The following is a 25,122-nucleotide window of genomic DNA, read 5'->3' as shown; positions in this document are numbered from 1 at the left end:
CCTCGCCCGCCTGCCGCCCGGTTGCCCCCGGCTCGAGAGATCGAGTCTAGCCGCCGCTCAGGACGCCGGGACCCACGTCGGCCGAATGCCCGATCCGGGCGGTCGTCAGCGTGTAGTCGTCCAGATCGACGTCGCGTAACTGGTGGCGGTACTGGGTGGCGAACCCCGGGTACATGGTCGGATTGAAACCGTCCTCGGTGAGGTACCAGCTGCGGCAGCCCGAATTCCAGGTGGTCGCGCCCAGTCGGCGCTGGATCTCCGCGTTGTAGCGTTCCTGACGGTCCGGGCGCACATCGAGCATTGTCAGGTCGCGGTCCAGGATGATCCGGACGGCGCGGACCAGATAGTCGATCTGCGATTCCATGTACACCAGCGCCGAATTGTGACCAGGACCGGAATTGGGACCGAAGGTGAGGAACAGATTCGGGTAGCCCGATACCGTCACGCTGCGGTACGCGAACGCGCCGCGCCGCCATTCGTCGGCGAGGACCCGGCCGTCGCGTCCCGTGACCGGGATCGGCGTGCCTTTTTTGGAGACGTCGAAACCGGTGGCGAACACGATGCAGTCGGCCCGGTGCTCGATGCCCTCGGCCGTGCGGATACCGCCCGGGGCTATCCGCGCGATCGGCCAGGTGATCAGCTTGCAGTTGTCGCGTTGCAGCGCCGGATAGTAGTCGTCGGACATGAGCAGGCGTTTGCAGCCGGCCCGGAATTCCGGGGTGAGCTGGCGGCGCAGCCAGGGATCGCGCACCTGGCGCCGCAACTGCGCCCGCCCGACCAGTTCGACCACGCGAGTGAGGGGTGTATTCCAGACAACACCCAGCGCCACCGATTCGTGGCCGTAGAACCAGGCCTGCCGGGCCAGCGTTTCCGCGCCGGGAACCTGCCGGTAGATCTCCTTCGCCAGCGTGCCGGTGCGGCGGTTGACCCGGGGCAGCACCCAGCCCGGCGTGCGCTGGAAAACCTTGACCGCCTCGGCCTTCCGAACCAATTCGGGAATGATCTGGACCGCGCTCGCGCCGGTACCGATCACCGCGACCCGTTTGCCGGTGAAGTCGTAGTCGTGGTCCCACCGCGCGCTGTGGATCTTGTGACCGGTGAAGGTGTCGATCCCCGGAATATCGGGGAAGCCGGGTTCGGTGAGCGGGCCCGATGCCAGCACCACCGCGCGCGCCCGGACCGGCTCGCGGCCCTCGAACGCGATATCCCACAACCCGGCGTCTTCGTCGAACGACATGCCGGTGACGTTGTGCTGCAGGCGAATTTTCCGGGTAATCCCGGACTTCGCCGCGATCGACTCGATATACCCGAGTATTTCGGCGCTACCGGAGTAGGTGTGCGACCACTCCGGATTGGGCGCGAAACTGTAGGAGTACAGTCGCGACGGAATATCGCAGGCAGCGCCGGGGTAGGTGTTGTCGCGCCAGGTACCGCCGATCGCGGATCCTCGTTCGAAGACGGCGAAATTTCCGATACCGCGCTGGCGTAGCCGAATCGCGGTGCCGATTCCGGCGAATCCGGCCCCGATCACGGCGACGTCGAGTGGCGCCGCATTGTCAGTGGTCATGGTGTCCTCGTTCACGCGGCGGGGGTGTAGGTCAGTTCTTTCGACCAGGTCGGGTCCTTGCGCAGCAGTTGCCGCGGGATGGCCCCGGTGATCTTCACCAGCGCGTCGGCGAGGAGATGGTACGGGTGGCCGCGGTCGACGACCCAGTTCGCCTGCAGTTTCACGATCTGGTACATCGGGAGTCGGCGCACGAATTCGCTACGCTCGCCTACCTTGCGGTAGCGCTCCATGGCCGTGTAGAGCTTTTGCTCGTCCACACCCATCGCGACGATATTGTCGCGCATCTTGTTCAGCAACGGCACATAGCTGAGCACCCCGACGAGGAAGGTCGGTTTCACCCAGCCGCCGACCAATTCGATGAGAAGTTTGCGCAGTTCTGCGTGTCCGAGCACATCCATCACCGCGAAATCCACGGCGAGATGGCGGGATTCGTCGGCATTGATACGACGGAACGTTTCCTGGCACACCGGGTCGTCTATTTCATCCATGATGAACTTGACCAGGGCGCCGTCCAACGCGACCTCGAGCATCGGGATCACGGTGCCCAGGAACGACAGCGACATATCGTCGGAGTATTTGTCCAGGAAGTCGATCACGAGTTTGACGTTGATATTCGGCTGCGGGATCTCGTCACCGTCGAGCATCCCCCAGCGTCGCATCAGGGCGAGTTCGGCATTGGCGTGCCGCTGCTCCTCGGCGTGGAACCAGCGGTAGATCTCCCGGAGGGTTTCGGTGGGCGCTTTTTTCGCCATCGCCGCGAAACCGCGTGCACCCACGTTCTCGATCCACATCAGATCCGCCATGAACGGCTTCAGGCGGGCGTGCTGTTCGGGGGTGAGGGTCTCCGCGCCCGGTGCGTCCCAATCGATATCGGCCAGCGCCCACTGCCGGTCCTTGATTTTGCCGAGCATATCCTCGAAGTCCATGGTCGCCATCTCAGACTCCTGTTCTTTCCGGGGTGGTGGACGCTGCCGCTTCCTCGTCGGGCAGCAGTCGCGCGAGCAGTCCGGCCACGGCGGTGTACTGGCCGGGGAACAGCCGTTTCAGCAACCAGAGGAGCTGTGCGTCGGGCTGGGGGACGACGTGTAACCGGCCGCGGTCGTGTGCGTCGAGGGTGGTGCGGGCGATATTCTCCGGGGAGAAGCCCGTCCAGCGCATGAGGGTGTCGGCGAGTTCGCGCGGCCCCGCGGGGACCGGGGCGTCGCGCGCGATATTCGTGCGGACGAAGGTCGGGCACAGCACGGTCACCGCGATATCGGTACCGCCGAATTCCGCGGCCAACGTCTCCGAGAGCGCGAGCACCCCGGCTTTACCGGTGTTGTACGCGGCCATCCGCGGTGCGGTGCCGAACGCGGCGGCCGAGGCGACATTGATGATTCCGCCGTGGCCGGCCTCCCGCAGCCGCGGCGCGAAGATTTCGCATCCGTGGATCACACCCCACAGGTTGATGCCCAGGGTGCGCTCCCATTCGGCGAAGCCGATCTCGCCGACGGGCAGTCCACCCGACCCGACCCCGGCATTGTTGATCACCATGGTCGCGGGCCCGTCGAAAACGGATTCCGCATAGCGAGCCAGCACCTCGACATCGTCGCGTTTCGCGACATCGCAGCGGAACGGGTACGCGACGCCTGGATACGCCCGTCCGATCGAGGCCACCGTTTCGGCCGCGCGCTCCTCGTCGATATCGGCGCAGACGATCCGGCCGCCACGAGCGGCCAGTTCATGGGCGAACGCCCGGCCGATACCGCTGCCGGCGCCGGTGACCACGGCCCTGGCGCCGCGGCTGCGCGGGGGCGGGCCGAACGGCCGGAAGAAATCGAGTCCCAGCATGTCAGCCCACCTTCCGTGGCGTGGACACCGGCGGTGAGGTCTTCGTCGACCTGTTCATACGTGTAAGAATCATTCATGAATGTGCCATTTGTCAATGGCGGATTATGGGCGTCAGCGACTCCAGTTGCCGGGCCGGTCGCTCCAACGACACGACGATTGAGCAAGCCTGAGCCCCCGGATCTGCGGCACCGCACGGTCGATGCAGGTCAGTTCATGGCCGAACAGGATCCAGCGCTGGTCGCCACGGAGATCCGCGCCGATCACTCGCTGATCGATTGCGGTAACACGGCCGCGCGACTGGGAGTGGTGCCGAACAGACGACGGTACTCCCGGCTGAACTGTGAGGGGCCGTCGTAGCCGACACGATGGGCCAGGTCGTCGACACGAAACGGCTGGTAGCGCTCCCGAATCCAGCGCACCTCCCGGCCGATGGTGTCCAGGCCGCTCTCGGCCGGCCCGAGCTGACGCACACGCACAGCATGGCTGCGCAGAATGCTGATCGGGGCGTGAGGAGCAGTGGCGCGGGGTTCGTGGGAGGCGGCTGTTGGCAGAAATCAGCGGTGGGGAAGGGCTCGGGGGAGCCCGAACCGCGGGAATACGCTGTTGTCGAAACGGGTCACGGCACTGATCCCTTCGCCGGCAAGCGTGAGGACGAGAAGTCCGGTACCGCGCCGGATACCGTCGGTTGCCGAGCGCAAATAGGTCCCGAATGCCGGTTGGCCGTTGGCCCGCGTCGGCACCATGTGGTACGTCCGGTCGGCGGTCATGAGCGCGGCGTAGAAGCCGGCGACGGCGTCGCGGCCGACATATTCGAGCGGCATAGGCGGCATGGAGATGTGAACGTCGTCGGTGAGTAGGGCGACCAAGGCACCTATATCACCGGATTCGTAGGCCCGGGCGAACCTCGCTACGAGTGCCTGTTCGGCGGGTGAGGCGGGCGCGGGCGGCGAATCGGCATCCGTACTCGACGGGAGTCGCCGTTGCAGCGTGGCGCGTGCTCGTTTGAGGGCGCTGTTGACCGATTCGACCGTCGCGTCGAGCATATCCGCGACCTCGGCTGCCGGGTATCCGAGCACCTCGCGCAGGATCAACACGGCGCGCTGGCGCGCGGGGAGGATCTGCAGCGCGGTGATGAAAGCCAACGAGATGGACTCGGCCTGCTCATAGCGGGCTTCCGGGCCGAGCGGCATGGCGATCGCAGGAGCGAGGAGCGCGTCGGGATACGGCTCGAGCCACACCACCTCGCCACGCCGGGTCGGCTCCGGGGGTTCGATCTCGGGCACATCCCACTCCTTCACCGGGCGCCGGGCGGCCGAGCGGAGCGCGTTGAGACATTGATTGGTGGCGATCCGATACAGCCAGGTGCGGATCGAGGAACGCCCTTGGAACCGGTCGAGACCGCGCCACGCCGCGAGCAGCGTGTCCTGGAGCACGTCCTCGGCGTCCTGGAACGAGCCGAGCATCCGATAGCAGTGTCGGTGCAGCTCCCGGCGGTGCGGCTCGGTCAGCTGCCGGAACGCCTCGTCGTCCCCGGCCCGCGCCCTTGCGATCAGGTCGCTCACGGTCACGTGTCATCACCCCTACCTGGTCAGGCTCGCCGCTGTCGGTCTTCTCTGTGTGGTGACACTGCCCGGGCCGCAAACTGGGCGCTCCATGCCCGCCCATTCTCTCGGGGTCGGAGGGTCTGCACCATCGACGGTTCATATTCGCCCGATAGGAGCACACATGACTCTCGCGGACAAAACGGTTCTGGTGACCGGAGCCAACCGAGGCCTCGGACGGGCTTTGGTCGACGAAGCCCTGAGCAGGGGCGCCACACGGGTCTACGCAGGCACACGGCAGCCCCTGACTCACCCCGACGAGCGCGTCACGCCCCTGATCCTGGACGTGACCGACGCCGAACAGATCGCGGCCGCCGGCGAGGCCGTTGCTTCGCTCGATGTCCTCGTAAACAATGCGGGCCTGGGCGGCTACGAAGACCTCGCTGATCGCGCCGCCCTGGAGCAGTATCTCGCGGTCAACCTCTTCGGCCCGTACGGCGTCACACAGGCCTTCCTGCCCCGGCTCATCGAGTCGCGGGGCGCGATCGTCAACGTGGTGTCGATGGCGGCGTTGGCGGCACTGCCGGTCAGTCCCGGCTACTCGATCTCCAAGGCCGCCGCGTTCTCCATGACACAGTCCCTGCGTGCCACCCTCGCCGGTCAGGGCGTACATGTCCACGCCGTGCCGGCCGGCCCCGTGGACACCGATATGGTGCGCGATCTCCCGATCCCGAAGGCCTCACCATCGTCAGTTGCCCGAGCCATCTTCGACGGAGTGGAGAAGGGGCACGACGAAATCTTCCCCGACCCCTTCTCGCAGGCGTTCGCCGACGGCTGGAACGGCGGCACGGTCAAGGCGCTCGAACACGAGAACGCGGCGCTGATTTCCGCGGCACAGAACCCGTAACGGAAAGGGCGGACACATGAGCACGAATTTGCTGCTCGAGAACAAGAACGCCGTCATCTACGGAGCCGGCGGCGCCGTTGGCCACGCCGTCGCCCGTACGTTCGCGCGCGAGGGGGCCCGGGTCTTTCTCGCCGGACGTACCGCCTCGAGGGTGGAGACAGTGGCCGAGGAGATCGCCGCCGGAGGCGGCGCGGCCGAGGCGACGCAGGTCGACGCTCTCGACGAGACGGCTGTGGCAGAACACCTCGACGCGGTGATCGAGAAGGCGGGCGGTGTGGACATCTCGTTCAACGCCGTCGGGCTGCGCAACACCACGCTGCAGGGCGTACCGCTCGCCGATCTCGCGGTCGAGGACTTCATGCGGCCCATCACCGAGCACGTGCGCGCCAACTTCCTGACCGCGCGCCTTGCCGGCCGGCACATGACGGCCAAAGGCTCGGGCGTGATCATGACGGTGACCTCGATCCCCTCGCGCATCGCCAATCCCCTTATGGGCGGTGTGGCCGTGGCCATGGCGGCCGAGGAGGCACTGATCAGGGACCTCTCGGTCGAGTTTGCGCCGCACGGCGTCCGCGTGGCGGGCGTCCGGACGCAGGGCATGCCCGACAGCGGCACGATCGAAGAGGTCTTCGGCATTCATGCCGAGGCGCATGGCATCACCCGCGAGCAGTTCCAGCACATGGTCGCGGAGCGAACTCACCGCAAGCGCCTGCCAACTCTCCAGGAGATGGCCGAGGTCGTGGCGTTCATCGCCTCGGATCGGGCAAGCGGCATCGCCGGGACCATAGCCAACATGAGTCTCGGAGCCATTCCTGACTAGCCCGACCAGAAAGAAGCGGAACACCGAAAGCCGCAGCCCGTGCCTGCGCAACCCCAGCGCTGTCGCCGCGCGGCCGACCCGTCGTCTCGACGATCAGCGCCGACCGAGACATTCGCTATTCGTGTACAGCGATGCGGTCGGGGGCAGTGGCCGATGCGTTCACGGAGCGGGCCAGCAGCTCGAGACTGTCCGCTGCGCCGGATCCCGCGGAGGTGGTGACGATCACCAGGGACTGCTCCGGCGAGCGCGCCGGGGTGAGGACCTGCTGGGTGACGGTGAGCGTGCCCACCAGTGGATGCCGCAGATCGTAGCCGTCCGCCTCACACGGTTTGACCCGGTGGTCGCTCCAGAGTTCTACGAACTCCCGGCTCTTCATCGACAGTTCCCCGATGAGGGCGGCGAGCTGCGCGTCGTCGGGATGACGTCCGGCGACGAGGCGTAGCTGACCGACGACTGCGCGGGCCTTTCGCCGCCAGTCCACATACAGTTCGCGGGTATGTGGGTCGAGGAACAGCATCCGGGCCTGATTCGGCCGGTCCGCGGCGCGATCCGGCGCGGTGGAATCGATATGCCCGGCGAGCAGCGCGTGGCCCAGCCGATTCCAGGCCAGGATGTCGGTTCGGCGACCGAGTACCAGCGCCGGCACGTCCGGCAGCGCCCGCAGTAGATCGCCCGTCATGGGGTGGAGCTGTTCGGGCGGTGGCCTGCGCCGGGGTTGCCGGGGTTGCGCGGCGAGCCGGTGCAGATGCGCGCGCTCGTGCGCGTCGAGCTGTAACGCATCGGCAAGCGCGTCGAGGACGGAATCGGAGGCACGGCGTGACTGACCCTGTTCCAGCCGGGTGTAGTACGACGCGCTGACCCCCGCCAATTGTGCCAGTTCCTCCCGGCGCAACCCGGTCACCCGTCGCCGTTCGGAGAACTCCGGCAGGCCGACGTCCGACGGCCGCAGCCGCGCCCGCCGCGCCCGCAGAAATTCACCCAACCGGCCGGAATCACTCATATGACCAGTGTCCACTGCGCTCGGCAGGTGTGCCTGTCCCTGCGGGGGATAGGCAGAAGCGGGTCTGGTGCGCCCGGCCGCGGTGATCGCACGCTGAGACAGTCAGTAGCCGGCAACGGGAGCGGAATATGCACGACATCGTATTGGGTGACGTCACGATCACCCGGGTCATGGAGTACTTCGGTTCGGTCGAGATGTCACCGGAGACCTTCTTTCCCGACAGTCCCGCGGGGGCATGGGCGGAGCATGCGCCCTGGCTCGCCCCGGATTTCCTCGATCCCGAGACCAACCATTGCGTTTCGGCAATCCAGACCTGGCTGCTGCGCAGCGAAGGCAGAACGATCCTGATCGATACCGGCGTGGGAAACCACAAGGAACGGCCGTACTCCCCGGTCTGGAGCCATCTGAACACCGATTTCCTCGGCAACCTGGCGGCCGCCGGAGTACGACCCGACGATGTGGACCTGGTGATCAACACCCATCTGCACGTCGACCACGTGGGTTGGAACACTTATCTCCAGGACCGCGATTGGGTACCGACCTTCCCCAACGCCACCTATCTCATGCCCCGCCGCGATTTCGACTTCTGGAACCCGGCCAACGGTCACCGGCCGAAACTGGGCCGGGGCAACCAGAATGTCTTCGAGGACAGCGTCGCCCCGGTACACCGGGCCGGCCGCACCCTGCTGTGGGACGACAGTTACCGAATCGACGCCAACCTGCGGCTGGACCTCGCGCCGGGGCATACTCCCGGATCCTCGGTGCTCACCCTGGAATCGGGTACCGACCGTGCGCTGTTCGTCGGCGACCTGCTGCATACCGCTCTGCAGTTCGTCGAGCCGCATACGAACAGCTGCTTTTGTGAGGACCAGGCACAGGCCAGGGCTACCCGCCGGCGACTGCTCGGCAAGGCCGCCGACACCCGGACTCTCGTATTCCCCGCCCATCTCGGTGGGCACGGCGGAGCCGAAATCGTCCGGAACGGCGACCGGTTCGACATCGCGAAGTGGGCACCGTTCCCGCGCCTCTGATCCGGAAAAGCCCATGGGGGCAGCCGTTTACGCAACCTTCTCGCTCGACAGGAGAACTCAGATGTCCGACACCGTCGTCACCACCACTGCCGGAGCGGTCCGCGGCCGCTCCGGCAGTGTCGCCCGCGTATTCCTCGGCATTCCGTATGCCGCCGCGCCGACCGGTTCCGCGCGGTTCGCCGAACCCGCGCCGCACACACCGTGGCGCGGTATCCGCGACGCGACCCAACCGGGGCCGACCGCGCCCCAAGCGCGGCGCGGCGGCTTCGGCAACCTCGATATGTCACCCTATTTCGGACCTGGATGGGTTCCCGGTGCCGACTATCTGACGGTCAGCGTATGGGCACCGCCCGCCGCCCGCCGCCGCCCCGTGATGGTGTTCGTGCACGGCGGCGGATTCGTCAGCGGCTCCACCCGCGCCCCGCTCTACGACGGCACTGCCTTTGCCCGCGACGGAGTCGTACTGGTGACCGTCAACTATCGGCTGGGTGTCACCGGTTTTCTCGATCTGCCCGGCGCTCCGGCCAACCGCGGACTGCTCGATATCGTCGCCGCACTGCGCTGGGTGCGAGAAAATATCGAAGCGTTCGGGGGCGACCCGGGCAACGTCACACTGTTCGGTCAGTCCGCGGGTGCGACGATCGTCGCGGGAGTCCTGGCGACTCCCGAGGCGGCGGGCCTGTTCCACCGGGCCATCCTGCAGAGTGGTAGTGGTCTGGGTGCGTTTTCACCCGACCAGGCCGCGAAGGTGACGCAGGCGGCGGCCGCCGCCCTCGGAACAGAGCCGACGTGCGCGTGCTTCGCCGAGGTCCCCGATGACGAACTCGTCGATCTCGTGCCGAAACTCACAGGCCTGGATCTACGTTCTGGCACGCGGTTCGATCCCCTCGTCGGACTGAGCCCCTTCAGCCTCGTACTGGAGACTCAGCCGGCGGATACGGTGGCAACCGGTGCTTCGGCGGACGTGACGCTGATCATCGGCACGAACACCGAGGAGGGCAATCTCTATATTGCGCCGGAAGGGAAATCGGCTCGGTCGTCCGAGGCAGACCTCCATCACCTCGCCGCGCAAGTGAGCGCCGACCCCGCCGCGCTGATAGCGAGCTATCGGGCGTTGCGCCCGTCGGCGAACGGCGCGGAACTGCGTTCGGCTGTCCTCGGCGACGCCCTTTTCGGTACCGGGAGCCGACGTCTCGCCGAAGCTCATACCCGCCAGGGCCGGGGATCAACCTACACCTATGAATTCGCCTGGCAATCCACCGCCTCGGACGGGCAGCTGGGGGCCGCCCACACTGTGGAGCTCCCTTTCGTATTCGATTGCCTGGACCTGCCCGCGCTACGCGGCGCACGTGGTCTGCTCGGCCCGGCCGAACCTCCCACCGCGCTCGCCGTGCAGATGCACCGGGCCTGGGTGGATTTCGCGCATACCGGCGACCCTGGCTGGCGCCCATCGGAAATGCACTACTTTGCCGAGTAGCGTGGCCGCCGGCAGTTGCCGGAGATCCACCTGAGTCGGCCGCCGTGACGACGCGGGTGATCGGCTCACAGCGGTTCTCGCCGAGCGGTGCTCGAGTCGATCTCGGCGACGACCCGATAGAGCCCGGGGTGGGCGGTGGCGGTCTTCTCGGCTTCGGCCACCGAGGCCGTGACCACAGGGTCGGCGCCGGCGGCGCGGCAGTCTTCGGCGGTATCCCAATGCGCGATATCGACCAGCTGGAAACGGGAATCCGGCAGGAGTGCGCGGTGCAGGCGGACATCGCGGAACCCGGGTGCGGACCGCATACGGGCGACACGTTCGTGCCATTGCACGAGGAAATCGTCGACTGCTTCGGCAGGCAATTCGATGACATTGATGAATGTGACACCGGAATCGGTCATGGCGGACTCCTGACTGTTCGGAACAGTTCGATGGAACGGGGGAGAGTAGGTTCGTACTCCGGGCGCGGCTAGTCCCCCCAGCCGGCGGCGGCGATGATGTCCTGCCAGGTGGGTACCAGTTCGGGGTGCGTGAGCCGGACGATCTCACCGGGCAGCGAACCCGGTTGCGCCTTTGCGGGATTCGCTACGGCCTGTACTTCGACGAGGTGCGTCAGCGCACGAATCCCGCCGAGTCGTGGATAGTCCGTATGTACCCGGTCGGCGTAACCTGCGGGGAGCATATCGGCGCTGCCGCCGATATCTATGGCGATTCCGTCGACGGCGACCCAGATGGCGGCAGGCCGGCGGCGCCGGTAGACGGGGGAGCTGCTGAGGCCGGTGGTGTGGGCCGCGATGGCGTCCCAGATGATGTCGACTCGCTCGTCGGTCACGCCCCGGGACTCCAGGAATTCGGCGGCGTAGTCGGCGCCGTCGACCTCGAATCGCTGGTCACCGTTGGCTACCTCGGCCAGACCGATATCGTGCAGGGCACAGATGAGGTACACGATTTCCTCGTCGTAGTCCGCGCCCGCCCGGAGGCCGCGGTCGGCGGCCGCGGCCCGGGCGAACAGGAACGATCGGATGCTGTGATTGCGCAGGGCCGGGGTCAGCTCGGTGTCGATCACGGTTCGGGCCGCGAGCGCCAGCGGGGAGGCCGGTAGGTCCAGGGACATGGGAACTCCTTGGGGCGAGAGGAAAGCGGAGGACAGGCGTTATCGCACGACAGCGGACGGCCGGTTGCCGGTACCGGCCGATATCGTCGGGAAAGGACGGTTCCGGTCAGACAGAGGTAGCGGATTGCGCCGTGACGGCGGTGGCCGAGGTGGAACGGAATCGGTCCCGGTAGTCCGAGGGGGAGATCCCGAGCCGGCGATGAAAGGCGCGGCGCAATGATTCGGCGGTGCCGAAACCGCAGCGCCGGGCGACGACGTCGACCGGCGTGCCGTCGACGAGTGCGGTTTGGGCCGCTTCGATCCGGACCTGTTCCACGTAGGTCGCGGGGCCGACACCGAGTTCGGCCGTGAAGCGGCGCTGGAAGTGACGAGGACTCAACCCGGACCGTGCCGCGAGTTCGTCGATACTGTGCCGGGCGCCCGGTTCGCCGTGGATGGCCGTCACCGCCGCCCGCACCGGGTCGGTGGCGGGCTGTGGTCGCCACAGTGCTGTGCTGAACTGGGTCTGCCCGCCGGGCCGGCGCAGGAACAGCACCAGGTAGCGCGCCAGTTCGAGGGCGACCCGGCGGCCGAGATCGTCCTCCACGAGGGCCAGAGCGAGATCCATTCCGGCGGTCACACCCGCGGAAGACCAGATGTTTCCGTCGTGCACGAATATCGGGTCCCGGTCGACACCGACCCGGGGATACTCGCGGGCGAGTCGGTCGGTGAACGCCCAATGCGTGGTGACTCGTTTCCCGTCCAGCACGCCCGCCGCGGCGAGCAGGAACGCCCCGGTGCATACCGAGGCCACGCGCCGGGCCCCCGCGGCGTTCCGGACCCATTGCATCAGACGGGCATCGTCACAGGCGGGCTCGACTCCAGGTCCGCCGACCACGATGAGCGTGTCCACGGTGGCCGGGTCCACCGCGTCCACCCCGCAGTCCACCCCTATCGGTAAACCGCTGTCGGATCGGGTGCAGCCGGAACGAGAGGCCACGACCTTGCAGTCGTACTCGCCGGCACCCTGGAAAACCTCGTAGGGGCCCACCAGATCGAGCGCTTGGAAATCGTCGAAGACGACGAATACGACACGGCGTTGCTGCACATCCCCACCTTCCGCCGTGCCGCGGATGGCGTCAACGACATACACCCCACAGATTGCGCCATGTGCGGCCGACCCGGCCATCGATGGAGATCGGAGCGGCGGGCGATCAGACGCCTGCTGTCATTCTTCGGCGCCATCCCATTCCGGCCGGTCGGCCGAGGCGATCCACTGCAGTGCATGGAGCCGTTCTGCCACCAGCATGGGTTCCCAGTCGCCGGCAGTTTCCGCGCAATGCTCGAATATTTCTTCTTCGAAATCATCCAGAAAGAAGTAATAGTGCAGTTCCGCGAGGATCTCTTCCCGCGGGCGCAGGGTGAACTCCCGGATGAACGGTTGCAGGGGTTCACCCAATGCCGGCAAGTGGTCCACGACCATCGAGCCGTCCATCCGCTCATCGGGTTCGAGCAGGTTCGGAATCCTTCCCGACGCCCACAGCAGGACATACAGGGACTCGGCCCGCCAGGTCAGCAGATTCGATTGCAGCGCAGCCTGCCGCCACTGCATCTCTTCGTCGGCCAACTCGGTGATCGAGAAAGCCCACTTTTCTCGTTCGGTCAACTCCTGGTAGAAATCCTCCGCCCTGATCCATTCCGATACTTCCCGGGGGTTCGGGTGGAAAATGACACCGAGCAGTGCATGCAGAGCGATCGCCCGTTCGGCCACCTCGGTGGGATGGCGAAATCCGATCGGGAAAATCTCCTCGATCGCGGCGAGGGATATCACGTCCAATCCATGCTGCTGCAACCGAGTGATCGTAGATGCGCTCATTGCACGCCTTTCCGTTGCGTTCCTATCGGCGGGCGCGCGGTCCGGCGAGGAACGGGCGAGCCCGTCTTCGTTGCCGCCGGGGTGCGCCACACACGACGAGCTTCCCCGATGCCTCTCGGAAGCTATTCTCGCCCAAGGGAATACCGCACTGTTCACCTCTCGTCCTTGCGGAGGGTCAAGTGTTGCGTGCCCTGCGTTCCGGTCGACAGCCCACGTCGCCGCGGGAATATCGCGGGTCGAGTCACAGCGACAGCCGGCGCGGTCGGGGAGGTAGTCCGTTCGGGCCGAGCCGGGCCGAGGGGTGGCGACCGGGGTCGCCGCCGCGGACGGCTAGAGTCTGTGGTGATGAATACCGGGACGGCGTTGCGCCACACACGGATGGGTTACCCGGTGCTCTGCTGAGCGCCGGGCGGGCCGGTACGGGCCCGCTGTGCTGCCGAGGATTCCGCTGTACTTCCCGGGCCCCGCCTTCGTCGTGTTGATCGCAGAACATCAATGACGACAGAAGGATTCACCGATGGTTGCAATACATGGAATGCAGGTCGACGTGCGCACACCCGATGGTGTCGCCGACGCGTATGTCGCCTACCCCGACGACGATGCTCCCCATCCGGGAGTGCTGGTGATCCAGGACGGTTTCGGCTTGCGCCCCGGTTTGCGGTCGCTGGCCGATCGTATCGCCGCCGGCGGCTACACGGTCCTGGTTCCGAACGCCTATTACCGGCACGGCCGTGCGCCGGTGATCGAACTGCCGGACTTCATCGATCCGGTCGAGCGGCCGGAGATCTTCCAGCGGGTCTTCCCGATGATCCGCGAGCTCACGCCGGACCGCCTGCGATCCGATGCCGCCGCCTATCTCGATTGGCTGGCGGCAGCGCCGCAGGTCACCGCGGGGAAGGTGGGCGTCACCGGTTACTGCATGGGTGCGCGGCTCGCGGTACTGGTTGCCGCCATGTTCCCCGACCGGGTCGCGGCGGTGGCCGGATTCCACGGTGGACCGCTCGTCACCGACACCCCGGACAGCCCGCATCTGACGGTCGGAAATATGGCCGCGGAGCTGTATTTCGCGCATGCAGGTGCGGACGACCATATGACTCCGGAACATATCGCCCGATTCGACGAGGCATTGGCCGCCGCCGGGGTCCCGTACCGCACCGAGGTGTACGAGGGAGCCAAGCACGGCTTCACCCAGGCCGATACCTCCGCCTACGATCCCGCGGCCGCCGAACGGCACTACCGCGAACTGCTGGCCTTGTTCGATCGCACTCTGCCCGCCGTGCCGGTCTGAGGGAGCGGCGGGCGGCCGGTCCGCCGCGGCGGATCACCCGAGCATGTTCTCGATCAGGTCGGCGGCCCGGCCGGTGCCGCCCTCGGCGCGGGCCTGCGCCCGCAATCGAGCCGACCGGCGACTCACCTCGGGGTCGGCGACGAGATCGCTCAGCGCTGTGCGCAGTGTCCGGGCGGTCGCTTCCGCGGTATCGATGCGCCGAGCCACTCCCAATTCCACCAGGCGGTCGGCGTTGACCGCCTGTTCGGCGCCCTGCGGCACGGCGATCATGGGCACCCCGGCCGCCAGCCCTTCCGCACAGCTGCCCATACCGGCGTGCGTGACGAAGGCGTCGGCCTGCTCCAGGATTGCCCGCTGCGGAACCCAGGAGTGCACCTCGACATTCGCGGGGATGGTGCCGAGTTCCTGCGGGTCGGTGTGCTTCCCGATCTGTAACACGACATGCCGGCCGGGCAGACCACCGAACGCCGCCAGGCATTGCCGATAGAACTCCGGCCGGCGGGTGTATGCCGAACCCAAGGAGATCAGCAGCACGTTCTCGGCCGCGGCGGGACGAGTCCAGCTACCGGAATCGTCCGGCGGAAAGCAGGGACCGGTGAATGTCACCGTAGTGCCGTCGACGCGGTCGGCGTTCGGTTGCATCGCGCGCGGAATGAGGGCCACCGTCCTGGCGGGACGGCCGGAGAAGGTGTCGACGTCCGTGGTAGTCGCTCCGCATTCGGCGAGCCATCGGGCGAAGCGCGCCTGGTACGCGCCCGCACCGGGCAGCTGCCGCAGGTGGGCGGCGACGTCTTCGTCGTATCCGTCCCAGGCCACGAAGGTCGGGGACAGGAGCATGAGCGGGCGCCCCTGCTTCTCGGCGAGCGCTCGCGCGGCGTAGGCGCCGATGTCGTAGAGGTAGAGGCCGGCCGGGTCGCGGTCGTATATGGCCTGCAATTGGGGCAGCGCCGCGATGGCGTCGTCGAGGAACAGGCTCGCCGCGGCTATCGGATCGTCGGGCCAGTTGTTGTCGGCGACCGGTAACGCGGAGGTGCACGGGACGAACTCCGCGCCGGTGGCGGTGATCCGATCGGCGACGACGGGGTCGTTGGCGTAGGTCACGCGATGGCCTCGGCGGACCAGTTCGCGGATCACCTCGAGGCTCGGTAGGACGTGGCTGACGATCGGGATGCCGATCATCGCGATATGGGCGGGGTGGCGAGTCGTGGGCATAGCTCTTTCCGGTCGGTCCGGGGTGGTGCCCGTGGTGGACGGTGGAACAACGGCCGGGGCGTCCGGCCACTACTGCGACAAATGTTGCGTTTGCATCGTGTCATGGATCCGCTCGGCTAGGCAACCGGATTCCGAGGTGCCGATATCGGCACCTCGCGTTCTGGCCACCACACCCGGTCCGGCCGGATCCCGGACGAGTCTGGACAGCGATCACACCGGCGCGGACCATGGGTTGGAAGCATTCGGAGCACGGCGAGGAGGAACCCCCGGCAGGTTGTATCCCGGCGGAAGGAGAGCACGATGACCACAGCACGCGAGCTCATGCACCCCGATGTGGTGACCATCGGTGTGCGCGACACCATGGACATCGCCGCACAGCAGATGCGACAGCGCGATATCGGAGCGCTGCCGATCTGCGACGGGGAAGGACATCCGGTCGGAATCGTCACCGACCGGGATATCGTGGTGAACTGCCTGGCATTGGGGCGCAATCCCGCGACGGCGACCGCCGGGGAGTTCGCGCAGGGCGACGAACTGCGCAGCGTCGAAGCGGATACGGAATTCGGGGAAATATTGGCGTTGATGCAGAAATACCAGATACGCCGCCTGCCCGTCACCGAACACGGCCGGCTGGTCGGGATCATCACCGAGGCGGATATTGCCCACGGTGTCTCGGAGTCGCAGACCGGTGAATTCGTGGAGGCGGTGTGCGAACAGCAGTTGCCCGCGCGGGTCGGTGACATGGTGAACAATCGCTGACCCGTCTGCCCACGGGAGAACGGACCGCGGGTAGACGCACCGGGTACGCCCGCGTGGCACGCCCGGTGGGGTATCCGCGGTGCGGCACGATGGGTCGTATGCATATCGATCTCTCCGGACGTCGCGCACTCGTCACCGGTTCCAGCCAGGGCATCGGCTCGGCCATCGCCACCGCGCTGGCCCGGGCCGGAGCCTCGGTGATCGTGAACGGACGTAGTCGGCAGCGTACGGAACAGGCTCGCGATTCGCTGCTGGCCGAGGTTCCGGGGGCAACGGTGCACGCCGTCGCCGCCGATCTGGCGTCCGCGGCGGGCGCCGAAGAACTCCGGTCCGACGTGGGCGAGCTCGATATCCTGGTCAACAATCTGGGCATCTTCGAAGCGAAACCGGTATTCGAAATCGACGACGACGAGTGGCGGCGGTATTTCGAGGTCAATGTCCTCTCGGCGGTGCGGCTCATCCGGATGTATCTCCCGGGAATGATGGAACGCGGATTCGGGCGGGTCATGAATATCGCAAGTGATTCGGCGGTCGTCACCCCACTGGAAATGGTGCACTACGGGACAACGAAGACCGCGTTGCTCGCCGTCACCCGCGGATACGCGAAAGCCGCCGCGGGGACCGGTGTCACCGTCAATTCCGTCATGGCCGGACCCACCCACACCCCGGGCGTCGAGGAATTCGTCGGCGATATGGTGGGCGAGGACCTGCCGTGGGACGAGGCCCAGCATCGGTTCATGCTGGAACACCGCCCGTATTCGTTGCTCCAGCGGCTGATCGAGCCGGCGGAGATCGGGAATATGGTGGTCTACCTGAGCTCGCAGTTCGCCGCGGCGACCACGGGTGGTGCGGTCCGTGTGGACGGGGGCTACATCGATTCGATTCTGCCCTGACGGTTCCGTGCGCCGGCCTGCCGAATTTCACGAGTGACCGACCGGCGCCCGGCGGTCAGCCGATCTCGAATTCGTTGCTGATGCCGGTGATCGGATGCAGTGTCCCGTCGGGGGCGAGACGGTCGGCCCGGTGGACGAAACGGTGCCGCCCGGCCGGGGTGCCGGCGGGGATATCCCAGGTGAAGGTCGCGACGGAGGTCGCGGGTGCCCGTTTGCTCCAGTGGAAGCGCACATTCCATTCGCCCTCGTTGGCGATCCGGGTCCAGCGGTCGCCGATGAGCCGCTGGACTTCGAGGAAAGTGTCGTTGCGGCGTGGATTGTGCTTGGGGTGGGCGGAGACGAACTCCACGGTCGCCCGCGTGCCCGGCGGGTACGAGGGTGCCGGTTGGGTGAGGGTCGCTCCGAAATCGGAACCGGGCGGTGCGGTGTCCGGGCCGGGTGCGGGAACGAAATTCGGTTGCAGATGCGAGATATCGCGCGGGGCCGGACCGCGCGCGACGGTCGTTCCGGCGGCGAGTGCCGCGGCCAGACGGGTGAACTCCTGCTGGTAGGCGGGCAGGGTATAGCGACCGAACAGTGTCGACGCGCCTTCGTACTGCTGGGCGTCGTATTCCTCGGGGGTCGTGACGTATTCGTGGTACGCGTTGGCGTAGCCCTGGAGCAGGACCTGCCCGATATCCACCCCGAGTGCCGCCGCCACAGCCCGGCGCACCCGCAGGCCCGCGACGATGGTGAATTCGCCCCCGGCCGCGGCCAGATACAGATCCCCGATCCGCACGAGCTGGATCGGCACGATATTCGGCACCCACGGCGCCGGCGGCAGCAGACTGAACGGCACTGCAATCGCCTTGGGGGCCTGAGCATCGGCGAGCCAGCCGGGCGCGGAGCGGTGCGGATCGCCCAGTGCGGCGGCGAACGGATTGCGGACCCCCTCGGGGATCGGCCCGCCGGGCAGCCCGGGGCCGTCTTCGACACTGCCCGCCAGCAGCGAGACGCCGGCGGCGGCGGGCGCCGTGCGGCGGGTCGTGCCGTCCGGGGTGTACCGGCCGTCCACGGTGATATCGGCGAGATCGATATAACAGAACACCGATCCGACCGGACCCGTCAGCGGGCGGGCCACGGCCAGTGCCGCGCGGGAGGCATGGTATTGCCGTTCGCCGATGATGCGCGTGTTGTCGAATTCGTCGTCGGTGGGCCCGGAACCCGGTCGCAGGTTCAGGTTCGGCGACATGTCACCGGCATTGGTCTGCGCGAAGGCGGCGACGAAATCGGGTGGGCCCGCGTCGAGGTAGCGGACGCCGTGCTCGGTGTGTTCGCAGGTGAACGCCGCGTAACCCTTGTTGTCCGAACTGATCAGCCGGTTCTTGTTGGTCATCGACGTGTTGTGGGTGGCGAACCAGGTGATCGCACCCGCCGGCCGGCCCGCCCGGCCGATCGACAGGGCGGTGACGGCCGGATCGATCGCTGCGGGGAAGTAGGCCTTGTCGGCGGCGGGGTTGCGATCGAAGGCGATCCGGGAACGGTTCACGCTCGCGTCGTGCAGTTCGGAGCGGCCCAGGGCCAGCGTGCCGGGCGCCAGGTCGGCATGTGCCGCGGCGATGGCCTCGACCAGGCCGCCGACCTCGGCATCATAAACCTGCTGCTGGAATCCCAGAATCGACAGGTTGTAGGCGTAGTCGTGGCTTGCGCCGCCGCAGACGGCATGTGAATGCGTCGAGGTGAGCAGCACATTGCGCTCGGTGTAGAGATCGCCGAACCGCCGCGCCAGTTCGGCGAGCACACCTCGGTGCACCGATTGGAAGATCATCGCGTTCTCCGCGACCGCGAACACCACCCGTTCGGTACCGGCGGCGATGACGAACGCGCGGGCACGCGGTCGCAAATGGATTCCGGCGGTGGTCTGGTCCTGCTGCGAGTACCCCATCATCCCGCATTCGGCGGCGGGTCCGGTGATATCGGAAATCCCCATTCCGACCAGGTATCCGCCGGACTCCGGTGCCGCTGCCGCGAGCGTGGCGGGGCCGAACGTGCCGGCCGAGCCGAGGGCGACGGTCCCTGCCGCAGCGCCGGCCAGCACGGTCCGGCGCGGAAGCGCCGCGGGCCGGTCGCCGGACCGGCTGGTGGCGGTGCGGGATTCGGGAGTCGCTGCCATCGCGGTTCCTTTCGTGTCGAATGGCAGCGAACCACACTGTTGAACGTTCGTCCAGATATGATTGGTCAATCGTTCAGTTCGAGGTGCTCCGAGAAGTGCGAGAGTGGTTGAGGAGGCCGCATCAGTCGGGCAGCAGCGGTACCGAAAGTCCTTCTCCCCGGCCGAGAAGGGCGGCGCGGGTGACTGCGCTCGACCCGAATCGGGTGCGCACCTCGTCGAGCGCCGTATCCAATTCCGGGCCGGGGACGTGATCGAACGGCAGGGTGAGCTGACGGGGGTCCGCATCGTCCAGATTGGTCAGTGCCAATCCGATCAGGGTGAGTCCGCGTTCGTCGATCATCGGCATGGCGGCGGTCAGTAGCCTGCGTGCCGTGCGCAGGAGCGTCTCGGTGTGATCGGTGGAATCGGGCAGGGTGTGCGAGCGGGTCGCGCGGGTGAAATCGTCGAAACGCAGACGCAGCACCACCGTCCGGCAGACGCGATCCGCCTTCCGGAGTCGCCGGCCGAGGCGATCGGTGAGACCGTGCAGATACGCCTCGATCTCGGCCGGGGTGCGCGACCCTCGGCCGAGCGCGCGCTGGGCGCCGATCGATCGGCGCCGCCGCCCGGTTTCCACCCGGCGTGGGTCGCGCGCCCAGGCCAGGGCGTGCAGATGCCGCGCCGCGGCCCGGCCGACGATCGGCCGGAGACCCTGTTCACCCAGTTCGGCCAGCTGCCCGATCCGTTCGATTCCGTGTACGCGCAGGGCCTCCGCTGTCACCGGACCGACGCCCCACAGGCGTTCTACCGGAAGTGGATGCAGGAAATCGAGTTCGCCGCCGTGCTCGACCAGCAGCAATCCATCCGGCTTCGATACCGCACTGGCGACCTTGGCCAGGAATTTGGTACCCGCGATGCCCACGGAAATGGGTAGACCGACCTCGCGCCGCACCCGGGTTCGCAGGTCCGCCGCGATGGCGAGCGGTTCTCCGGCCACCCGGCGCAGTCCCGCGACGTCGAGGAAGGCCTCGTCGATCGAGATGCCCTCCACGACAGGAGTGGTATCGCGGAAGATCGCGAATACATCCCTGCTGGCCTGCGCGTATTCGGACATCCGCGGCGGAACCACGATCGCCTCCGGGCACAACTGCAGCGCCCGGCCGATATTCATCGGGGTCCGCACCCCGCGCGCCTTGGCCTCGTAACTGGCGGCCAGTACGACTCCACCGCCGACCAGTACGGGTTCGCCCCGCAGATGTGGCTGGTCCCGCTGTTCGACCGAGGCGTAGAACGAATCCAGATCGGCATGCAGGATCGACGCCTGCGGCCGGGCGGTGATCCGAGGTCGCGGGCCGGATCCGGGTGAGTGGCGTGGGTGTCCACTCCGCGAGCCGTCATCGGATTCGAACATATGTTCACACTAACACCGGGTCTTCAGATAAACAGCAGGCCATAGCCGTGGAGGCGGGGGCTCGCGGGCCGACCGTGGCGGAGGGACGCTACGGGGGATACCCGGACTGAGCGCTGCCGGTATCGCGTGCCTGCCGGGCGAGTGGTCAGGAGAAGTCCAGTACCAAGCGGCCCCGCAAGCCACCTCTCGCCAGGCGGCGGTGGGCCTCGGCCGCTTCATCGGCAGGCAGCACATCGGCGACATGCAGCGTCAGGGTGCCATCCTCGGCCAGGCGGCGCAGCGTATCCAGTCCCTCGGTATCGGTGATGCCGTCGGTCACCATCACCGGGCATACGCGGATACCGCGATCGGCCGGACCGGCCCACTCCCGCAATTCCGCGAGGGTTCCGCCGTCGGCGCCGGCCGGAATCACCTCGGTGGTCTGCATCGAGCCGTCCACGAGGCCCGCGACACCGTCGGGGACGAGCGCCCGGATACGGGCGGCGATACCGGCGCCGCGCTCGACGATATGGTCGGCGCCGAACCCCCGGACCCGGGCGATATCGTGATCGGCGGCATCCGCGATCACGGTCAGCTCATCGGCCTCGGCCAGTTGGACGGCATTCCCGCCTACAGCGCCGGCGGCTCCGGTCACGGCAATGGTTTCACCGGCCGGTGCGGCCAGTGCGTCCAGGGCGAGGCGGGCGGTCATGGCGTTCATCAGCAATGTGGACGCGGCAGGGAAGTCCGCTCCTCGGGGCGCGGGCAACACCGAGGCGGCGGGCACCACAACCTGCTCGGCGTAGGCTCCACCATGTGGGCCGGTGAACAGCACCAGCGCGACCACCCGCTGCCCGACCGCGAGCCTGTGGCCCGATCCGGGACCGAGCTGGTCGATTACTCCGGCCGCGTCCATCCCCGGTACGAAGGAGACCGGCGGCCGGGCATGCGTACGGCGTGTTCGCCGGTGCGCAGCAGCGCATCGGTCGGATTCACCGCCGCCACGTGCCGATGCGTACCTCTCCCGGGCCGGCCTGCGGGTCGGGTCACTCCAGAACGCGCAGGACCTCGGTACCGCCGAAATCGTATACACCGATCGCCTTCATGATTCGCGAACCACGTGTGCGCACCGGGCATTCCCGTGCGTCGGCCGGGGGTGGTCGCACCCGGACCGCCGAGCGCCGGCAGTACGACGCACGGAGAAGTCGACGTGCAGTCGGGCCGGTCGGCGCTCGGCATACCGGGCGCTGGGCGGGAGTTGGATTCAGCCTGAGCGAGACCGGCGACCGACCGCCGCTGTGTGCCTACCGTTTCCCTACGTCCGGGATCCGTGGTGAAGGAGTCCCGGCGAGACGAGACCGGTCCGAGTGCGGAACGGCGCGATGCGGAGTGCGCGATGAAACGAACCGTTGCCCTGTTGGGGGTACTGGCCGCGACACTGGGCCTCGGGGCCTGTGCGGGTTCCGGGCCCGAGGGTGGGGTTGCGGGGCCGCCGCAACCCGGAGGAACGCTGCGGTACGGCCTGTCCCAGGCGCCGACCTGTTCGGACCCGGCGCAGAGCGGCACCAATCAGACCCTCTATGTCACCCGGCAGATCGCCGATTCGCTGACCGACCAGGACCCGGCCACCGGCGAGATCCGGCCGTGGCTGGCGCAACGCTGGGAGGTGAGCCCGGATGCCACCACGTTCACATTTCACCTGCGCGAGGGTGTGACCTTCGGCAACGGCACCCCGTTGACCGCGGAATCGGTACGGGCCACATTCGATTCGATCGTGCACACCCTCGGCGGTGCCAAGGCGCCGCTGGCGACGACCTACCTCGCGAACTACACCGGGACGGACGTGGTGGACCCACTCACCGCGCGCGTGCGGTTCGGTACACCCAATGCCCAATTCCTGCAGGCGACCTCGACACCGCAGCTCGCCGTCCTGGCGGCCGCGACGACTTCGAAGCAGGCCGAGCAGCGTTGCCTCGGGGATGTCATCGGCAGCGGACCCTTCACGTATGCCGAGTACCGCCAGGGCGATGAGGTCACGCTGACGAAGCGGGCCGGATACAACTGGGGCTCGGCGGTATTCGCTCATCAGGGTGAAACCTATCTGGACGGGATCGAGTTCACCGTCGTGCCGGAGTCGGGCGTGCGCACCGGTAGCCTGGCGTCGGGCCAGCTCGACGCGATCAGCGATGCACTGCCCCAGGACATTCCGCAGATCGAGGCCGCCGGCGGCCGGGTGGCGACCGCCTCGAATCCCGGAATCACCTTCGGGCTGCAGCCGAATGTGACCCGCGGTCCGTTGCGGGATCGGGCGGTGCGCACCGCGCTGCTGCCGGCAATCAACCGGCAGGAACTCGTCGATACCGTTCTGGGCCCGCAGTTCCGGGCCGCCACCAGCCCCCTTGCCCATACAACCCCCGGGTATGCGGACCTCGCGGCGGATACCGGATTCGATCTGCCCGCCGCGCAGCGCATCCTCGACGAGGCCGGGTGGATCGCGGGCGCCGACGGGATCCGCGTGAAGGACGGGCAGCGGCTGTCGTTCGGTGTGCTCTTCAGCCAGGTATTCGCCGGAAATCAGGCAATTCTGGAATTACTGCAGCAGCAGTTGCGGGCGGCGGGAGTCGATCTGCGGCTGGAACCGGCCTCCAACGCCGACTACACCGTGCGGCAGAACACCAAGGACTTCGACACGATCTACTACAACACCACCCGCGCCGACGGCGATATCCTGCGCACGAACTTCGGGCTCGACGGCCGCAACCTCAATGCCCGCGAGGCGATTCCCGCACTCGACACGGCACTGTCCGGGCAGTTGCGCACCCTCGATACCGGCGAACGCAACCGGTTGATCGGCGAGGCACAGCGACTGCTGCTCGCCGAAGGGCTGTGGATCCCCACGATCGAGCTTTCGCAGGCCATCGGCGTCGCGGGTACGGTGCAGGACCTGACGTTCGAGGCCTCGGCGCGGTTGCAGTTCTACGACACCTGGCTGAGCGGCCGGTGACAACGATGGCCTGCTATATGACGATCCGGGTGCTCCAGGCGGCCGGTGTGCTGTGGGCGGCGTTCACCGTCACCTTCGCGGTGCTGTTCCTGCTGCCGGCGGACCCGGTGCAACTCGCGGTGGACGCGAGTCCCGGAACGCCGGTCGACGCCGCCGCGGTCGCCGAACTACAGGCCCGGTACGGGTTGGACCGGCCGGTGTGGGAACAGTACTGGACCGCCTTGACCCACGCCGTTCAGGGCGATCTGGGATTCTCCCTGACCACCGGTCGATCCGTTACCGCCGCCCTCGGCGAGGCACTACCGTCGACCCTGGCGCTCGCCGGATCTGCACTGGCGCTTGCGGTGGTGTCCGGCACCGCGCTGGCCTCGGCAGCCGCCTACACCGAACGCCCGTGGCTGCGGGGACTGCTGACGGCGTTACCGTCGGTGGGAGCGGCGATGCCGACCTTCTGGGTGGGCCTGCTCTTGTTGCAGCTGTTCTCCTTCCAACTCCGCCTGGTTCCGGCCTTCGGCGGCACAGGTTTCGCGGGCACCGTGCTGCCGGCGCTGACGCTGGCCATCCCGGTGGGGGCGGTGATCGCACAGGTGCTGTACAGCAATCTGATCACCACCTGGCAGCAGCCGTTCGTGGCGATCGCCTTCGCCAAGGGCGCCTCTCGCGCCTGGGTGCAGTGGCGGCACGTGCTGCGGGCGGCGGTCGGTCCGGCGCTCACTGTCGCCGGCATCTGGGTGGGCACGGTGCTCGCCGGTTCGGTGATCGTGGAGACGGTTTTCGCGCGGGCGGGTATCGGCCGGCTCACCCAGACTTCGGTGCTGAACCAGGACATTCCGGTGGTACAGGGGATCGTGCTGCTCGGGGCGGCGGCGTACGTGCTGGTGAATCTGCTGGTGGATCTGGTGTATCCGCTGGTGGACGCGCGCGTGGCGGAGCGGCACCGAGGGAAGGAGCCGGCTCGTGCTTGACTTCCGCAGGAACGGCGCTGCGGCGGAGCGCGCGGACATCGTGCGATCGTCGCCCACGGACATTCGGGCCGCGCGCGATGTGGACGCTGCGGCGGAACCGGATACGGACGCTGCGGCGGAACCGAATGTGGATGCGGTCGCGGATGCCGCGGTGGAGTCGTCTGTGGCTGCGGCGGCGAATGCGGTCACGAACGCGGCGGTGGAGTCGCGGGTGGGTGCGGCGGCGAACCTCGGCACAGACGTGGGGGTGGAGTCCCGTGGGGATGTGGCGATGAAGTCCTCCGGAGACGCTGCGGCGAAAGTGAACGGGGAGCAGGTGGGGGAGTCGACCGCGGTTG

At 67.5% G+C, this 25,122-nt stretch carries 23 protein-coding genes; 9 read left to right on the top strand and 14 right to left on the bottom strand.

What is annotated here, in order from left to right:
• Positions 1-46 precede the first annotated feature (46 nt).
• From QH195_RS18000 to QH195_RS17980, 5 genes are all read right to left on the bottom strand, one after another.
• Entirely contained in the window at positions 47-1,567 is a 1,521-nt protein-coding gene (locus QH195_RS18000) for a flavin-containing monooxygenase (RefSeq protein WP_280436256.1), read from the bottom strand.
• Between the two features lie 11 nt (positions 1,568-1,578).
• Positions 1,579-2,502, bottom strand: coding sequence for a ferritin-like domain-containing protein (locus tag QH195_RS17995; protein WP_280425620.1), 924 nt, complete (start codon positions 2,500-2,502; stop codon positions 1,579-1,581).
• Between the two features lies 1 nt (position 2,503).
• Positions 2,504-3,397: an SDR family NAD(P)-dependent oxidoreductase gene (locus QH195_RS17990; protein ID WP_280425621.1), complete on the bottom strand. Its 894-nt coding sequence runs from the start codon at positions 3,395-3,397 to the stop codon at positions 2,504-2,506.
• A gap of 260 nt (positions 3,398-3,657) precedes the next feature.
• Entirely contained in the window at positions 3,658-3,867 is a 210-nt protein-coding gene (locus QH195_RS17985; protein WP_280436255.1) for an AraC family transcriptional regulator, read from the bottom strand.
• A gap of 84 nt (positions 3,868-3,951) precedes the next feature.
• Positions 3,952-4,965, bottom strand: a complete 1,014-nt coding sequence (locus tag QH195_RS17980; protein WP_280436254.1) for a sigma-70 family RNA polymerase sigma factor — start codon at positions 4,963-4,965, stop codon at positions 3,952-3,954.
• A 157-nt stretch (positions 4,966-5,122) separates the two neighbouring features.
• On the opposite strand from QH195_RS17980, the gene QH195_RS17975 reads away from it, so the two are divergent.
• On the top strand, positions 5,123-5,845 hold the full coding sequence (locus QH195_RS17975; protein ID WP_280425624.1) for an SDR family NAD(P)-dependent oxidoreductase: 723 nt from the start codon (positions 5,123-5,125) through the stop codon (positions 5,843-5,845).
• Positions 5,846-5,861: 16 nt separating this feature from the next.
• The gene (locus QH195_RS17970; RefSeq protein WP_280436253.1) at positions 5,862-6,665 is read left to right on the top strand and encodes an SDR family NAD(P)-dependent oxidoreductase; all 804 of its coding nucleotides are present in this window, start codon (positions 5,862-5,864) and stop codon (positions 6,663-6,665) included.
• 115 nt (positions 6,666-6,780) lie between these two features.
• Here the strand turns inward: QH195_RS17970 and QH195_RS17965 are convergent, their stop codons facing one another.
• Positions 6,781-7,665, bottom strand: coding sequence for a helix-turn-helix transcriptional regulator (locus QH195_RS17965; protein WP_280425626.1), 885 nt, complete (start codon positions 7,663-7,665; stop codon positions 6,781-6,783).
• A 128-nt stretch (positions 7,666-7,793) separates the two neighbouring features.
• On the opposite strand from QH195_RS17965, the gene QH195_RS17960 reads away from it, so the two are divergent.
• Both QH195_RS17960 and QH195_RS17955 read left to right on the top strand, forming a co-directional pair.
• On the top strand, positions 7,794-8,696 hold the full coding sequence (locus QH195_RS17960; RefSeq protein WP_280436252.1) for an MBL fold metallo-hydrolase: 903 nt from the start codon (positions 7,794-7,796) through the stop codon (positions 8,694-8,696).
• 61 nt (positions 8,697-8,757) lie between these two features.
• Positions 8,758-10,173, top strand: a complete 1,416-nt coding sequence (locus QH195_RS17955; protein ID WP_280436251.1) for a carboxylesterase/lipase family protein — start codon at positions 8,758-8,760, stop codon at positions 10,171-10,173.
• Between the two features lie 65 nt (positions 10,174-10,238).
• On the opposite strand, the gene QH195_RS17950 is transcribed toward QH195_RS17955, so the two are convergent.
• The 4 genes from QH195_RS17950 to QH195_RS17935 all read right to left on the bottom strand — a co-directional run bounded on the left by QH195_RS17950 (position 10,239) and on the right by QH195_RS17935 (position 13,142).
• On the bottom strand, positions 10,239-10,574 hold the full coding sequence (locus QH195_RS17950) for an antibiotic biosynthesis monooxygenase family protein (RefSeq protein ID WP_280436250.1): 336 nt from the start codon (positions 10,572-10,574) through the stop codon (positions 10,239-10,241).
• Between the two features lie 68 nt (positions 10,575-10,642).
• Positions 10,643-11,287 carry an HD domain-containing protein gene (locus QH195_RS17945; RefSeq protein WP_280436249.1) on the bottom strand — a complete coding sequence of 215 codons (645 nt, stop codon included), beginning with the start codon at positions 11,285-11,287 and terminating at the stop codon, positions 10,643-10,645.
• A gap of 106 nt (positions 11,288-11,393) precedes the next feature.
• On the bottom strand, positions 11,394-12,374 hold the full coding sequence (locus tag QH195_RS17940; protein ID WP_280436248.1) for a GlxA family transcriptional regulator: 981 nt from the start codon (positions 12,372-12,374) through the stop codon (positions 11,394-11,396).
• A gap of 120 nt (positions 12,375-12,494) precedes the next feature.
• The gene (locus QH195_RS17935) at positions 12,495-13,142 is read right to left on the bottom strand and encodes a DUF4272 domain-containing protein (RefSeq protein WP_280436247.1); all 648 of its coding nucleotides are present in this window, start codon (positions 13,140-13,142) and stop codon (positions 12,495-12,497) included.
• A gap of 517 nt (positions 13,143-13,659) precedes the next feature.
• Here QH195_RS17935 and QH195_RS17930 point away from each other — a divergent pair.
• The gene (locus QH195_RS17930; RefSeq protein ID WP_280436246.1) at positions 13,660-14,430 is read left to right on the top strand and encodes a dienelactone hydrolase family protein; all 771 of its coding nucleotides are present in this window, start codon (positions 13,660-13,662) and stop codon (positions 14,428-14,430) included.
• 33 nt (positions 14,431-14,463) lie between these two features.
• Here the strand turns inward: QH195_RS17930 and QH195_RS17925 are convergent, their stop codons facing one another.
• Complete coding sequence (locus tag QH195_RS17925) at positions 14,464-15,642, bottom strand: macrolide family glycosyltransferase (protein WP_280436245.1); 1,179 nt, start codon at positions 15,640-15,642, stop codon at positions 14,464-14,466.
• A 300-nt stretch (positions 15,643-15,942) separates the two neighbouring features.
• Between QH195_RS17925 and QH195_RS17920 the strand changes: the two genes are divergently transcribed.
• Positions 15,943-16,401: a CBS domain-containing protein gene (locus QH195_RS17920; protein ID WP_280425635.1), complete on the top strand. Its 459-nt coding sequence runs from the start codon at positions 15,943-15,945 to the stop codon at positions 16,399-16,401.
• A gap of 98 nt (positions 16,402-16,499) precedes the next feature.
• Entirely contained in the window at positions 16,500-17,294 is a 795-nt protein-coding gene (locus QH195_RS17915; RefSeq protein ID WP_280436244.1) for an SDR family NAD(P)-dependent oxidoreductase, read from the top strand.
• Between the two features lie 55 nt (positions 17,295-17,349).
• On the opposite strand, the gene QH195_RS17910 is transcribed toward QH195_RS17915, so the two are convergent.
• The 3 genes from QH195_RS17910 to QH195_RS17900 all read right to left on the bottom strand — a co-directional run bounded on the left by QH195_RS17910 (position 17,350) and on the right by QH195_RS17900 (position 21,731).
• Positions 17,350-19,446: a neutral/alkaline ceramidase gene (locus QH195_RS17910; RefSeq protein ID WP_280436243.1), complete on the bottom strand. Its 2,097-nt coding sequence runs from the start codon at positions 19,444-19,446 to the stop codon at positions 17,350-17,352.
• Between the two features lie 121 nt (positions 19,447-19,567).
• A complete protein-coding gene (gene dinB, locus QH195_RS17905) occupies positions 19,568-20,836 on the bottom strand; it encodes a DNA polymerase IV (RefSeq protein WP_280436242.1) in 1,269 nt (422 codons plus the stop codon).
• Between the two features lie 145 nt (positions 20,837-20,981).
• Positions 20,982-21,731: a zinc-binding dehydrogenase gene (locus QH195_RS17900; protein ID WP_280436241.1), complete on the bottom strand. Its 750-nt coding sequence runs from the start codon at positions 21,729-21,731 to the stop codon at positions 20,982-20,984.
• A gap of 480 nt (positions 21,732-22,211) precedes the next feature.
• Between QH195_RS17900 and QH195_RS17895 the strand changes: the two genes are divergently transcribed.
• Together QH195_RS17895 and QH195_RS17890 are read left to right on the top strand one after the other, a co-directional pair.
• The gene (locus QH195_RS17895; RefSeq protein ID WP_280436240.1) at positions 22,212-23,819 is read left to right on the top strand and encodes an ABC transporter substrate-binding protein; all 1,608 of its coding nucleotides are present in this window, start codon (positions 22,212-22,214) and stop codon (positions 23,817-23,819) included.
• 5 nt (positions 23,820-23,824) lie between these two features.
• A complete protein-coding gene (locus QH195_RS17890; RefSeq protein ID WP_280436313.1) occupies positions 23,825-24,784 on the top strand; it encodes an ABC transporter permease in 960 nt (319 codons plus the stop codon).
• Positions 24,785-25,122: the final 338 nt, after the last annotated feature.

It is taken from the genome of Nocardia carnea, from assembly GCF_029868855.1.
In the GTDB taxonomy this organism is placed as follows: Bacteria; Actinomycetota; Actinomycetes; order Mycobacteriales; family Mycobacteriaceae; genus Nocardia; species Nocardia carnea_A.
This window is presented reverse-complemented; position numbering and strand designations above follow the sequence as displayed.